The following is a 13,488-nucleotide window of genomic DNA, read 5'->3' on the forward strand; positions in this document are numbered from 1 at the left end:
GAGCCCCGACCGGTCACCGGTCGGGGCTCCTCGCACGTGGCGCTCAGGCGCGCAGCAGGCGGGCGGCCTCGGCCGCCCAGTAGGTCAGGATCACGTCGGCGCCGGCGCGGTGGATCGAGCCGAGCGTCTCGAGGATCGCCGGCTCGCGGTCGATCCAGCCGTTGGCGGCCGCGGCCTCGACCATGGCGTACTCGCCGGAGATGTTGTACGCGGCCACCGGCACGTCGACGGCGTCGCGCACCCGGCGCAGCACGTCGAGGTAGGCCAGGGCCGGCTTGACCATCACCAGGTCGGCGCCCTCGGCGACGTCGAGGAGCGCCTCACGCACGCCCTCGACCGCGTTGGCGGGGTCCTGCTGGTAGGTGCGACGGTCGCCCTCGAGGCACGAGTCGACGGCCTCGCGGAAGGGGCCGTAGAACGCCGAGGCGTACTTCGCGGAGTAGGCCAGGATCGAGACGTCGGTGTGCTCGGCGGCGTCGAGCGCCTCGCGCACCACCGCGACCTGGCCGTCCATCATCCCGCTGGGCCCGACCATGTCGACCCCGGCGTGCGCCTGCGCCCGCGCCATCTCGGCGTACGCCGCGAGCGTGCGGTCGTTGTCGACGCGCCCGTCGGGGGTGAGCAGGCCGCAGTGCCCGTGGTCGGTGAACTCGTCGAGGCACAGGTCGCTCATCACCGTCAGCGCGTCGCCGACCTCGCCGACGACGTCGGTGATGGCGAGGTTGAGGATGCCCGCGGGGTCGACGCCGCCGGAGCCGGTGGCGTCGCGGGTCTCGGGGATGCCGAAGAGCATCACCCCGCCCAGCCCGAGCTCGGCCGCCTCGGCGACCGCGGCCAGCAGGCTGGAGCGGGTGTGCTGCACGACGCCGGGCATCGAGGAGATCGGCTGCGGCTCGCTGATGCCCTCGCGCACGAACAGCGGCAGCACCAGCTGGCGCGGGGCCACCTGGGTCTCCGCCACCATCCGGCGCAGCGCCGGGGTGGTGCGCAGGCGCCGCGGGCGCACCACGGGTCCGCGCAGCGCCGCGGGCTCGACCGGCTCGTTGCTCACCGTGGCTGCCCCGCCCCGCTCAGGACCGCGAGGTCGCGCGACGCCGGGCCGCGGGCTTGCGCTCCGACGGCTTGGTGACCGGCTGGCCCTCCTCGACCAGCGCCAGCCGGCGGGCGGCGCCGAAGTCGGCGAGCGCGTCGGTGAGCACCTCGACGTCGGGCTTGGGCGAGAGCACGTCGACGCGCAGCCCGTGCTCCTCGGCGGTCTTGGCCGTGGCCGGACCGATCACCGCGATGACGGTGGAGGGGTGCGGCTTGCCCGCGATCCCGACCAGGTTGCGCACCGTGGAGGAGGAGGTGAAGACGACCGCGTCGAACTTGCCCGACTTGATGGCGTCCCGCGTGGGCGCCGGCGGCGGGGTGGCCCGCACGGTGCGGTAGGCGGTGACGTCGTCGCACTCCCAGCCCAGGTCGACCAGGCCGGCGACGAGGTTCTCGGTGGCGATGTCGGCGCGGGGCAGGAAGACCCGGTTGATCGGGTCGAGCACGTCGTCGTACTCGGGCCAGTCGGCCAGCAGGCCGGCCGCGGACTGCTCGCCCGAGGGCACCAGGTCGGCGCGCAGGCCCCAGTCGGCGATGGCGCCGGCGGTCTTGTCGCCGACGGCGGCGATCTTCAGGCCCGAGAACGCACGCGCGTCGAGGCCGTACTCCTCGAACTTCTCGCGCACCGCCTTGACGGCGTTGACCGAGGTGAAGGCGATCCACTCGTAGCGGCCCTCGACCAGGCCGCGCACGGCCTTGTCCATCTGCTGGGGGTTGCGGGGCGGCTCGACGGAGATCGTGGGGACCTCCTCGGGCACGGCGCCGTAGCCGCGCAGGCGGGTGGTCAGCGGACCGGCCTGGTCCTTGGTGCGCGGCACCAGGACCCGCCAGCCGAAGAGCGGCTTGGTCTCGAACCACGACAGGGTCTCGCGCAGGTCGACGACCTTGCCGATGACGATGACCGCCGGCGGCGACATCCGGGCGGCGCGGGCGTCGGCGCCCACGTCGGCCAGCGTCGAGGTGAGGGTGGACTGCTCGGTGGTGGTGCCCACCCGGGTCATCGCGACCGGGGTCGAGGGCGAGCGGCCGGCCGAGACCAGCGCCTTGGCGATGTCGGCGACCTGGCCGACGCCGGAGAGCAGCACCAGGGTGCGGTCGTCGGCGTACTGGCTCCAGTCGACGCTGCCGTCGCAGGTCACGACCGCGACCTCGCGGTGGTCCTTGGTGGTCAGCGGGATGCCGGCGTAGGCCGGGACCGCCGAGACCGAGGAGACGCCGGGGACGATCTCGAAGCCGATGCCGGCCTTGGCGCAGGCCTGCGCCTCCTCGGGGCCGGAGGCGTAGAGGAAGGGGTCGCCAGTCATCAGCCGGACCACGCGCCGGCCCTTCTTGGCGTGCTTGACCACCACCTTGGCGCGCGCGGCGTGGGTCAGCGGCTGGCCGTCCTCGCCGAAGCCGCCGTCGACGACCTCGGGGCCGGCGTCCTGCTCGGGCGCCTCCGCGTCGGGGGCGGGCAGGCCCAGCAGCCGGGAGACCAGCTCCGCGTGCTCGGGTGACTCGGTGACGACCACCTCGGCCTGGCGCAGCAGCTCGACCGCGCGCAGGGTCATCAGGTCGGGGTCGCCGGGGCCGCTGCCGACGAACGACACCCAGCCGCGGGTCCGCTCGGTCGGGTCGGTCGTGGTCTTGCCTCGCGTCATGCGTCTCGCACCTTGTCTGCTTCAGTGGTGGCTGCTGGACCTGGCTGGCCCAGCTGTCCTGCCCCGTCGGCGAGCATCTCTGCTCCCAACCGGGTCCCGACGCCCACGGCGTCGGAGGGCGTCCCGGTCGCGGACATCCGCACCGAGAGCGTCCCGTCGGGCGAGAGCGCCACGGCCCTCACCCACAGCTCTTCGCCGTCCTCACCCTCGACGACCTCCGCCAGCGCCCCGATCGGGGCCGAGCAGCCGCCCTCGAGCGTCGACAGCACCGCACGCTCGGCGTCGACCGCCGCGCGGGTGGGCGCGTCGTCGAGCGCCCGCAGCGCCTCGACCAGCTCGTCGTCGGCGCGGCACTCGACCGCCAGCGCGCCCTGCCCGGGGGCGGGCAGCACCTGGAGGGGGTCGAGCACCTCGGTGACCTCCGCGAGCCGATCGATGCGGGACAGGCCGGCCCGAGCCAGCACGACGGCGTCGTAGTCGCCGCTGCGGACCTTGCCGATCCGGGTGTCGACGTTCCCACGAACGCCACGCACCTCCAAACCGAGCCCGAGGGCGTGCAGCTGGGCGGCGCGGCGCGGCGAGCCGGTGCCGACGACCGAGCCGACGGGCAGCTCGCCGATGGTCAGCCCGTCGCGGGCGACCACGGCGTCGCGGGGGTCCTCGCGCTGCGGCACCGCCGCGAGCACGATGCCCTCCGCGGGGTAGGTGGGCACGTCCTTGAGCGAGTGCACGGCCACGTCGACGTCGCCGCGCAGCAGCGCGTCGCGCAGGGCGCTGACGAAGACGCCGGTGGACGACGCGCCGACCAGCGGCGTGCCCGCGGCCTGGCTGCGGTCGCCGTCGGTGGTCACCTCGACCAGCACGGTCTCGCGGCCCAGCCGCTCGCGGATCATCGCGGCGACGTGGCCCGACTGGGTGGTCGCGAGCAGCGAGCGGCGGGTGCCGACCCGCACCGGCGGCTGCTGGGTGGGGTGGTCGGTGGTCACGACGACAGCCCTCCCGGTCGGGTCACGGCGGAGACCGCCTCGGGGTCGAGGGCGAAGAGCTCGGCCAGCGCGGCGGCGTAGGAGACCGCGCCGGTCTCGTTGGCCAGCTCGCGCACCCGGACCGTGGGCTCGTGCAGCAGCTTGTCGGCCACCCGCCGCACGGTGTGCAGCACCTCGGCGCGCGCGGCGGGGTCGAGCTCGGGCAGGCGGCTCTCGAGGCGCGACATCTCGGCGTCGACGACGCCGGTGGCCATCGAGCGGAGCGCGACGACGGTGGGGGTCACGCTGGCCTGGCGGCGCGCGGTGAGGAACGCCGCGACCTCCTCGGTGACGATGTCGCGCACCGCCCGCACCTCGGTGCCGGCCTCGGTGTCGTCGACCTCGCTGGCGAGGCTGGCGAGGTTGATCAGGCTCAGGCCGTCGAGCTCGGCCGCGGCCGGGTCGACGTCGTGGGGCAGCGCGAGGTCGATGACGGTGAGCCGGCGACCTCCCTGGAGCGCCTGCTCCAGCAGGTCGACCCCGACCTGGACGCCGGTGGCGCCGGTGCAGGTGACCAGCAGGTCGGCCTCGGCCACGGCCGCGCCGAGGTCGGAGACGGGGGCGGTGCGGGCGCCGTACTCGCGGGCCAGCCGGTCGGCGCGCTCGGCGGTGCGGTTGAGCACCACGATGTCGGCGGCGCCGTGGCGGGCCATCGTCGCGGTCGCGAGGCCGGCCATCGAGCCGGCGCCGAGGACGGCGACCCGCCGCCCGGCGACGTCGCCGAGGCTGTCGCTGGCGCGGCGCAGCGCGGAGGTGATCAGCGAGGGCGCGGCCCGGTCGATGTCGGTCTCGGCGCGCGAGCGCTTGCCCACCCGCAGGGCCTGCTGGAAGAGGCTGTTGAGCGCGGGGCCGACGGTGCCGAGCTCCTGGCCCAGCCGCAGCGCCTCGCGGGTCTGGCCGAGGATCTGGCCCTCGCCGACGGCCATCGAGTCGAGCCCGGCCGCGACCTGGAAGAGGTGGGAGACCGCGCCGTCGTCGTAGTGGACGTAGAGGTGCGGCAGCATCGTCTCGGTGCTCTCGCCGGCCCGGTCGACCAGCAGCGTCGAGAGCTCCTCGACCGAGCCGTGGAAGCGGTCGACGTCGGCGTAGACCTCGAGGCGGTTGCAGGTCGAGATGACCGCGGCCTCGGAGACGTGCGCGGCCGCCGAGGCGGCGGCGACCAGCTTGGCGACGCTGTCGTCGTCGGTGCCGGCCACCCGCTCGAGCAGCGAGACGGGGGCGGAGTTGTGGGAGATGCCCACGACCAGGACGCTCATGCGGGCCTTCCTTCCAGCTCGCCACCGGCGCCGCGGGCGACGCCCGCGGCACCCAGGGCCTTGCGCTGCTCGTGGTAGGCGAGGATCTGCAGCTCGATGGACAGGTCGACCTTGCGCACGTCGACCCCGTCGGGGACGGCGAGCACGGTCGGGGCGAAGTTGAGGATGCTGCGGATGCCGGCGGCGACCATGTGGTCGGCGACGTCCTGGGCGGCGGGCGCGGGGGTGGAGATGACGCCGATGGCGACGCCGTGCTCGTGCACGATCGCCTCGAGGTCGGAGAAGGGGCGCACGTCGACGCCGGCCACGACCTCGGAGTGGCGGCGCGGGTCGGCGTCGAGCAGCGCGACGACCCGGAAGCCGCGGCTGCGGAAGCCGGAGAAGCTGGCCAGGGCGTGACCGAGGTTGCCGATGCCGACGATGACCACGGGCCAGTCCTGGGTCACGCCGATCTCGCGGGCGATCTGGTAGAGCAGGTACTCGACGTCGTAGCCGACCCCGCGGGTGCCGTAGCTGCCCAGGTAGGACAGGTCCTTGCGCAGCTTGGCGCTGTTGACCCCGGCCGCGGTCGCGAGGTCCTCGCTGGAGCAGGTGGCGGTCCCTGCCTCGGAGAGCCCGGTGAGGGCTCGCAGGTAGACCGGCAGCCGCGCGACGGTCGCCTCGGGGATGTCCCGCGACGCCTCGGAAGGGGTCCGTTCGGTCACTTCAGTGCTCTCCATGCCCAGCCGCGGGACGGGGACCGAGGAGCCCCTGATCGTCCGAGCGACCTCGCCACTGTAGGAGTTTGTGAACGCGAGAACAAACCGAGCGGGCGAGCGTCCGGAGGGTGGGCTAGCACATGTGAGAACCCCCACGCCCACCGGGGCGCCCCGGCGCTGCGACGGGTCGGATCAGGCACCCAGCGCGCGACGCAGCCGCGCGGGGTCCACGCGCCAGTAGTCGTGCTGACGACCGTCGACGAAGGTCACCGGGATCTCCTCGCCGTAGCGGCGGGTCAGCTCGGCGTCGCCGTCGATCGACAGCTCGTCGTAGCCCTCGCCGAGCTCGGCGCAGACCGCCTCCACCACGGCCCGGGCCTCGTCGCACAGGTGGCACCCCGGTCGGGTCAGCAGGCGCACCCGCGGCTGCGGGGCGCTCATCCGAGCAGCTCCAGGTGGCGGCGCCGCTCCTCGGCCCGCAGCGAGCCCTTGCGGACCTTGCCGGTCACCGTGACCGGCAGCGAGTCGACGACCTCGACGCGGCTGGGCACCTTGAAGCGCGCCAGCCGCTCCTCGCAGCGCTCGCGCACCGCGGCGACGACCGCCCCGGGCTCGGCGCCGGGGGCGACGACGTAGGCCACCACCGCCTCGCCCGTCGCGGCGTCCTCGACGCCGATGACCGCGGCCTCGCGCACCCCCTCGACCTCCCGGACGACCTCCTCGACCTCGGTGGGGTAGACGTTGAAGCCCGAGACGATGACCAGCTCCGCGAGCCGGTCGACGAGGAACAGCTCTCCGTGCGGGTCGAGCAGCCCGACGTCGCCGGTCGCGAACCAGCCCTCGGCGTCGGGCCCGTCGGCGCCGTCGGGCCAGTAGCCGCTGAACAGGTTCTCGCCGCGCACCTGGACCTCACCGGGGTCACCGGGCTCGCTGGGGCGCCCGGCCTCGTCGACCAGGCGCACCTCGACGCCGGGCAGCGCCCGGCCCACCGAGCCCGGGACCGGGGCGTCGGGCAGCGAGCACAGGGTGCTGGTCACCACGGGCGCCGCCTCGGTGAGCCCGTAGCCCTGGTGCACCGCCAGCCCGGTGGCGGCAGTGAACAGCGCGACCGACGCGGGGTCGAGCGGCGCCGAGCCCGAGAGGACCAGCCGCACCGGGCCGAGCCGCTCGGCGAGGGAGTCGTCGTCGCGCCAGTGCCGGAAGACCGGCGGAGCCAGGGGCAGCACGCTGCAGGCCTCGTCGTCGACGACGTCGAGGATCGTCTGGGGGTCGTACCCACGCACCAGCACCAGCTTGGCGCGGTGGCGCAGGACGCTGCCCAGCACGGCGTTGAGCCCGTAGACGTGGAAGAGGGGCAGCACCCCCAGCACGACGTCGTCTCCGTGCATCATCGGCGGCTCGACGGCCCCCAGCTGGTCGATGTCGGCCAGCAGGGCCCGGTGGCTGAGCATCGCGGCCCGGGGGTGCCCCGAGGTGCCGGAGGTGTAGAGCAGCACCGCGAGCCGCTCGGGGTCGCGCACCCGGGGCACCGGCACCGGGGCCGGGTCCTCGCGCAGGGCCGCGTGGGCCCACTCCCCCGGCTCGGGGTCGGCACCCGCCACGACCACCCGCGGGTCGGCGGCGCGCGCCCGCAGGTCGGCGGGCAGGTCGGCGGACGCCAGCCCGGCGACCGCGCGGCGTACGACGTCGAGGGCGGCGGGGCCCGCGACCACGAGCCGGCTGCCGGAGTCGGCCAGCACCCGGGTCAGCTCGTCGACGGTCGAGCGGGGGTTCACCGGCACCGCGACCGCGTGCACGCGCAGGACCGCCAGGTAGGTCGTGACGAACTCGATGGTGTTCTCCAGCGCCAGCACCACGCGGTAGCCGGCGACCACGCCCACCTCGGAGAAGCCGTGGGCCAGCCGCGCCACCTCGTCCTCGAGGCCGGCCCAGGTCACGCTGCGCCCGTCGGCCTCGACCAGCGCCAGCTTGTCGGGCGACTCGGCCGCCGCGACGACGACGAGGTCGCTGAGGTCCCCCGGTGGAGGGGCGGCGTGCTCGTCGTCGACGGGACGCCCCTGCGTGGTGCCCTGGTCCATCCGGCGATGCTCCCACATCGCGACGGCGCGGGCCCTGGGAGCGGCGGCCACATTCTCCTAGGGTGGCGGCGTGACCCCGCCCGCCGAGCGCCGGACCCTGCCGAACCTCCAGCAACGCTCCACGCTGGCGGGCGAGGCCGCGGCCGCCGCGGCGGAGGTCGAGTCGGCGCTGGTGACCCCCAGCGACCCCACCTCGGCGGCGTTCTTCGACGTCGACAACACGATCATGCAGGGCGCGAGCATCTTCCACCTCGCCCGCGGCCTGCACCGGCGCAAGTTCTTCACCACGCGCGAGATCGCGGGCGCCGCCTGGAAGCAGGCCTACTTCCGCGTCGTGGGGGTCGAGGACCCCGAGCACGTCGCCGACGCCCGCAACTCCGCGCTCGGCTTCATCGCCGGCCACACCGTCGCCGAGCTGCAGGAGCTCACCGAGGAGATCTTCGACGAGGCCATGGCGCACCGGATCTGGCCCGGCACGCGCGCGCAGGCCCAGCTCCACCTCGACCAGGGCCAGCGGGTGTGGCTGGTGACCGCGGCCCCCATCGAGATCGCCCAGGTGATCGCCCGCCGGCTCGGGCTGACCGGGGCGATGGGCACGGTCGCCGAGCACCACGACGGCGTCTACACCGGCCGGCTGGTCGGCGACATGCTGCACGGCCCGGCCAAGGCGGAGGCGGTGCGCGCGCTGGCCGAGCGCGAGCAGCTCGACCTCGCCGCGTGCTCGGCCTACTCCGACTCCTTCAACGACCTGCCGATGCTGAGCATGGTGGGCGACCCGTGCGCCATCAACCCCGACGCGCGGCTGCGCGCCCACGCGCGCGAGGCGGGCTGGCGGATCCGCGACTACCGCACCGGGCGCAAGGCGGCCCGGGCCGGGCTGGTGCTGGGCGCCGCGGCCGGTGCGGTCAGCGGCACCGTGGCGGCCGGGGTGGCGCTGCGCTCGCGTCGCCACTGACCGGGCGGCCTGCCTCCTCCACCCCCGCCGCTGGTCTGGACCGGCCGGCGGCGCGCGCCTCCCGCATCGGGAGAAACTTTTTCGGTATACGACTGTTTCGGTTCCCAGCGACCCCGATCCGTCGTACCCTCGGAGTCGCTCTGGGAGAGAGCGTGCATGGGAGGGAACACCTGATGGCGCCGCACGCCGACGTGACGCACGGCTTCGACGCCCTGCGACGCCTCGTGCTCCGCGCCCTCGACGACGCCCTCTCGCCCCTCGCCCCGACACCGGCCCTGGCCGCCGCGGCCCTGCCCGGGGCTCCCCCGGCGCGGCTGGTTGACCTGCTGCTGCAGACCGTGGCCGACGACAGCCTGCACATCGAGGCCGACCCGGGCACCGGGGTGCCCCCGCCGGGCGGCTACGACGACAGCGCCCTCGCCACGTCCTCGGAGGAGTCCGCCGACGACCGCACGCGGCTGATCGCGCTGGTCGAGCTCGCCCGCCAGGGCGACGTCGACGCCTTCGGGCTGCTCTACGACCACTACCAGGGCTCGGTCTACCGCTTCCTCTTCCACCGCACCCGCTCGGCGACGCTGGCCGAGGACCTCACCTCCGAGACCTTCTTCCGGGCGCTGCGCTCGATGCAGGGGTTCCGCTGGCAGGGCAAGGACTTCGGCGCCTGGCTGATGACCATCGCCCGCAACCTGGCCACCGACCACTTCAAGGCCGGGCGCACCCGCCTCGAGATGACCACCGAGGACATGGGCCAGCACGACGACGCCACCGAGGGCCCCGAGGCCCTCGTGCTGGCCGGGCTGACCAACGAGATCCTGCTCCAGGCGCTGACCGAGCTGCCCGACGAGCAGCGCGACTGCCTGGTGATGCGCTTCCTCCAGGGCATGAGCATCGCCGAGACCGCCGCGGTCCTGGGTCGCAGCGACGGCGCCATCAAGCAGCTGCAGCTGCGCGGGGTGCGCAACCTGGCCAAGCTGATGCCGGAGGGGTTGCGGTGACGAGCCCGGTGACGCCTGCGTCACAGCCCGTAACCAACCGTCGCGACCGGTCGTTGAGCGTGGTGTCGAGACGTCACCACGGCGACTCGCCGACCCACCCCGACTCCGGAGAAGGACGCCACCGATGAGCCCCGTGTTCGCGGCGCGACGACGCGCCGAGGAGTTCGACGCACTGGTCGAGGCCCGCGCTGCGGGTCGACCGGTCGATGACGCGCGGTTCGACGCCCTGCTCGACGTCGTGGGCGCACTGCGCACCAGCCCGCAGCCCCAGGCCCGCCCCGAGTTCGTGGCCGACCTGCGCGAGCGGCTGATGACCGCCGCCGCCACCGAGCTGCGACCGGCGACCGCCGCGTCCCCGGCGACCGCGGCCCGCCTGACCGTGGCCCCCCAGCGCACCCGCCGCGACCGGCGCCTGGCCGCCGCCGTCGGCGGCCTGGCCATCGTGGGCGCCTCGAGCACCATGGCGGTCGCCTCCCAGTCGGCGCTGCCCGGCGACGTCCTCTACCCGCTCAAGCGGGCGATGGAGAACATCTCGACCGGCGTCAGCACCAGCGACGAGCGTCGCGGCGAGAGCCTGCTCTCCCACGCGGCCGGTCGCCTGGCCGAGGTCGACGCCCTCTCGCGCGACGAGCAGGGCCAGGACCTCGTCGCCATCGAGAACACCCTGATCGCCTTCACCGACCAGACCTCCGAGGCCAGCCAGGTGCTGATCGGCGACTACGCCGAGACCGGCGACGAGACCTCGATCGTGGAGCTGCAGCAGTTCACCGTCGAGAGCATGGGCGCCCTCGAGGACCTCTCCGCGGTCCTGCCGGCCACCGCCCAGGAGGTGCTGGTCACGGCCGGCACCCTGCTCGCCGAGATCGACCAGACGACCCAGCAGCTGTGCCCCACCTGCCCCGGCACCACCATCGGCCAGGTGCCGGCCTTCCTGGTCAACGCCGCCGAGGCGCTGCTGGGCGACCTGGTGACGCCCACCCCCGCCCCCGAGGCGGCCGGCTCGCAGCGCGACCCGGGCAAGGGCGGGCGCCAGCCCGGCAAGGGCGCCAACGGCGCCAACGGCTCCGGCAGCGCCCCCTCGACCAGCACCCCGGGCACCGTCGCCCTGCCGACGCCGCCCCCGAGCCCCGCGCCGGGCGCCGGCAACGGCTCCCAGCAGGGCGGCACCACCGGTTCCAACCAGGGCCCGCTGGGCCCGATCACCGACAACGTGCCCGGCACCGGGACGCCCACGGGCGGCGCCGGCGGCAACGGCGGGTCGGGTGCGCTCAGCGGCCCGGTCGAGGACATCGTCGACGGGGTCAACGGCCTCGTCGAGGGCATCACCGACCCGCTCCTGCCCTGACCGGTCCCCCGGGGCACCCCCGAGGCCTGCTCCGGGGCCTGCTCCGGTTCCCGGGGAGCCCGGGACCTCCGGGACTTCCGGGACCCCGGCTCAGCGGAAGACGGACTCGCGCTGGCGCAGCAGCGAGTAGAGCGTCTGCTGGATCGTCTCGCGCACCTGGTCGGTGACGTTGAAGACCAGCATCGGGTCGTCGGCGGCGCCGTCCTCGAACTCGTCGGTGCGCACCGGCTCGCCGAACTCCAGCAGCCACTTCGAGGGCAGCGGCACCAGGCCCAGCGGCCCCAGCAGCGGGAAGAGCGGGGTGATGGGGATGTAGGGCACCCCCAGCAGCCGCGCCAGCGAGGGCACGTTGCCGACCAGCGGGTAGATCTCCTCGGCACCCACGACCGACAGCGGCACGATCGGCACCCCGGTGCGCAGCGCGGCCGAGACGAAGCCGCCGCGCCCGAAGCGCTGCAGCTTGTACCGCTCGGCGTACGGCTTGCCGATGCCCTTGAAGCCCTCGGGCCACACGCCCACGAGCTCGCCCCCGCGCAGCATCCGCTCGGCGTCCTCCGAGCAGGCCAGGGTGGCGCCGCCCTTGCGGGCCAGCGCGTTGACCAGCGGCAGCCGGAAGACCAGGTCGGCACCCAGCGGACGCAGGAACCGGTCGGCGTGGTCGTGGATGGACACCATCGTCATCAGGCCGTCGAGCGGCACCGTGCCGGAGTGGTTCGAGACCACCAGGGCGCCGCCCTCGGCCGGGATGTTCTCGATGCCGCGGACCTCGATGCGGAACCACTTCTGCGCGATCGGGCGCAGGGCGGCCATGAAGAAGCGCTGGGTGACCTCGGCGTCGAAGCCGTACTCGTCGACCACGTAGTCGCCGGTCACCCGACGGCGCAGGAACGCCAGGAACCGGGCCAGCTGGCCCTCCCACTCCTCGCCGAAGAGCTCGCGGGCGGCGTGCTGGAAGGCCGAGAGCCAGTCGCCGACGGGGATGCCCGCCGAGGGGTGGCGCTCCTCGGTGGTGGTCGCCGGTCGGGGCGGCGTGACCTGCTCGGCCGCCGCCGGCTCCACGGGCTGCTGCTCGGACCGGTCGTCGCGGCCCTGGGGCTCCTCGGCCGCCGTCGGCACCTCGGGGGGCTGCTCGGGCGCCGCCCCGGGCTTCGCGGGGCGGGCGCCGGGGCCGGCCAGGCCGCGGGCCGCCGACGACGGCTGCTTGCCCGTGCCGCGCCCGGGACGGCCGCGGGTGCCGATGGGGATGATCTCGGCGTCACCCATGGTGCTGGCCTCCCGGTGCTCGTCGTACGTCGTCGCCGTCGATCGCCTGCAGGGGCTCGACCCGGCTCGCGTCGGCCGCGCCGGGGTCGGGGAAGGCCGAGGCCAGCCCGTCGAGCAGCCGCTCGGCCCGCCCGCCGGTGCGCGGCAGCGTCGCGCCGAAGTCGGTGAGCGCCTCGGCGGTGGAGCGGGCGGGGTGGAAGCCCAGCTCGCTGCGCATCCGGGTGGTGTCGACGCCGCGGCCGTAGGTCAGGAAGGCGACCTGCTCGGGCGAGAAGTCGGCGACCCGGGCCGAGCGCAGGGCCGAGCCGAGCGAGCCGACGGCGAAGCCGGGCAGCGCCAGGGTCGGGCGGCGCAGGCGGCGCAGGGCCTGCGAGAGCATCAGCACCCCGTCGCCGGCGACGTTGAAGGTGCCGGCGACCTCGTGGGTCACGGCGTGCTGGAGGACGGCGAAGAGGTCGTCCTCGTGCAGCAGCTGCAGCCGCGGGTCGTAGCCGGCGACCGTGGGCACCACCGGCAGGCGCAGGTAGGAGGTCAGCGGGCTCTCGACGTGGGGACCCACCACGTTGGCGCAGCGCAGCAGGGTGACCCGCACGTCGCCGCGGCGACGTGCGAAGCCGCGCACGTAGGCCTCGACCTCGGCGACGTCCTTGGCGTAGCCGGCGCGCGGGGCGCGGCGCGGCTCCATCTCCTCGGTGAACATCGCGGGGTCGCGCGAGCTGGCGCCGTAGACGGTGGTCGTCGACTTCACGACGAGGTCGCGCACGCCGGGCGCGCGCTGGCAGGCCGCCAGCAGCTGCATCGTCCCGATGACGTTGAGCTCCTTCATCGTGCCCCGACCCCCGGCGCTGCCGGGGGTGGCGATGACGCTCATGTGGACGACGGTGTCGACGTCCTCCTTGGCGATCACCTTGGCGATCACCGGGGTGCGGATGTCGGCCCGCACGAAGGAGACCTCGCCGATGTCGCCGCGGGGCGGCACGACGTCGACGCCGATCACCCGCGAGACGGCGGGGTCGGCGGCGAGGGAGCGCGCGAAACGGCGCCCGAGGTCACGTGAGACCCCGGTGACCAGGACGACCTTGCCCATGCTCGCGCCCGATTCCCTCGAGAACTACCGACGACGTAGGAGGTGGTGCGCCAC

General features: G+C 74.7%; 12 protein-coding genes. 3 read left to right on the forward strand and 9 right to left on the reverse strand.

Features of this window, described 5'->3' with window-relative positions:
• Nucleotides 1-43: 43 nt before the first annotated feature.
• From hemB to OCU29_RS09250, 7 genes are all read right to left on the reverse strand, one after another.
• On the reverse strand, nt 44-1,051 hold the full coding sequence (gene hemB, locus OCU29_RS09220) for a porphobilinogen synthase (RefSeq protein ID WP_261819676.1): 1,008 nt from the start codon (nt 1,049-1,051) through the stop codon (nt 44-46).
• Between the two features lie 19 nt (nt 1,052-1,070).
• Nucleotides 1,071-2,732 (reverse strand): uroporphyrinogen-III synthase, encoded by a 1,662-nt coding sequence (locus tag OCU29_RS09225; protein ID WP_179614454.1) that lies wholly within the window; start codon nt 2,730-2,732, stop codon nt 1,071-1,073.
• Nucleotides 2,729-3,718 carry a hydroxymethylbilane synthase gene (hemC, locus tag OCU29_RS09230; protein ID WP_261819677.1) on the reverse strand — a complete coding sequence of 330 codons (990 nt, stop codon included), beginning with the start codon at nt 3,716-3,718 and terminating at the stop codon, nt 2,729-2,731. The genes OCU29_RS09225 and hemC overlap by 4 nt, the downstream gene beginning before the upstream one ends.
• A complete protein-coding gene (locus OCU29_RS09235; protein WP_179614455.1) occupies nt 3,715-5,013 on the reverse strand; it encodes a glutamyl-tRNA reductase in 1,299 nt (432 codons plus the stop codon). The genes hemC and OCU29_RS09235 overlap by 4 nt, the downstream gene beginning before the upstream one ends.
• Nucleotides 5,010-5,717, reverse strand: a complete 708-nt coding sequence (locus tag OCU29_RS09240; RefSeq protein ID WP_370463665.1) for a redox-sensing transcriptional repressor Rex — start codon at nt 5,715-5,717, stop codon at nt 5,010-5,012. The genes OCU29_RS09235 and OCU29_RS09240 overlap by 4 nt, the downstream gene beginning before the upstream one ends.
• Before the next feature lie 186 nt (nt 5,718-5,903).
• Nucleotides 5,904-6,152 (reverse strand): glutaredoxin family protein, encoded by a 249-nt coding sequence (locus OCU29_RS09245; RefSeq protein WP_261819678.1) that lies wholly within the window; start codon nt 6,150-6,152, stop codon nt 5,904-5,906.
• The gene (locus OCU29_RS09250; RefSeq protein WP_261819679.1) at nt 6,149-7,789 is read right to left on the reverse strand and encodes a class I adenylate-forming enzyme family protein; all 1,641 of its coding nucleotides are present in this window, start codon (nt 7,787-7,789) and stop codon (nt 6,149-6,151) included. Before OCU29_RS09250 ends, OCU29_RS09245 begins: the two co-directional genes overlap by 4 nt.
• Before the next feature lie 70 nt (nt 7,790-7,859).
• Between OCU29_RS09250 and OCU29_RS09255 the strand changes: the two genes are divergently transcribed.
• From OCU29_RS09255 to OCU29_RS09265, 3 genes are all read left to right on the forward strand, one after another.
• Nucleotides 7,860-8,744: an HAD family phosphatase gene (locus OCU29_RS09255; protein WP_179614459.1), complete on the forward strand. Its 885-nt coding sequence runs from the start codon at nt 7,860-7,862 to the stop codon at nt 8,742-8,744.
• A 173-nt stretch (nt 8,745-8,917) separates the two neighbouring features.
• Nucleotides 8,918-9,739, forward strand: a complete 822-nt coding sequence (locus OCU29_RS09260; RefSeq protein WP_246305112.1) for a sigma-70 family RNA polymerase sigma factor — start codon at nt 8,918-8,920, stop codon at nt 9,737-9,739.
• A 124-nt stretch (nt 9,740-9,863) separates the two neighbouring features.
• Entirely contained in the window at nt 9,864-11,084 is a 1,221-nt protein-coding gene (locus OCU29_RS09265) for a DUF5667 domain-containing protein (protein WP_261819680.1), read from the forward strand.
• A gap of 90 nt (nt 11,085-11,174) precedes the next feature.
• Here OCU29_RS09265 and OCU29_RS09270 read toward each other — a convergent pair whose 3' ends face one another.
• Both OCU29_RS09270 and OCU29_RS09275 read right to left on the reverse strand, forming a co-directional pair.
• Complete coding sequence (locus OCU29_RS09270) at nt 11,175-12,347, reverse strand: lysophospholipid acyltransferase family protein (protein WP_261819681.1); 1,173 nt, start codon at nt 12,345-12,347, stop codon at nt 11,175-11,177.
• Nucleotides 12,340-13,434, reverse strand: coding sequence for an NAD-dependent epimerase/dehydratase family protein (locus OCU29_RS09275; protein ID WP_179614462.1), 1,095 nt, complete (start codon nt 13,432-13,434; stop codon nt 12,340-12,342). The genes OCU29_RS09270 and OCU29_RS09275 overlap by 8 nt, the downstream gene beginning before the upstream one ends.
• Between the last annotated feature and the right edge of the window lie 54 nt (nt 13,435-13,488).

The organism is Nocardioides sp. OK12 (assembly GCF_024341885.1).
Taxonomy (GTDB): domain Bacteria; phylum Actinomycetota; class Actinomycetes; order Propionibacteriales; family Nocardioidaceae; genus Nocardioides; species Nocardioides marinisabuli.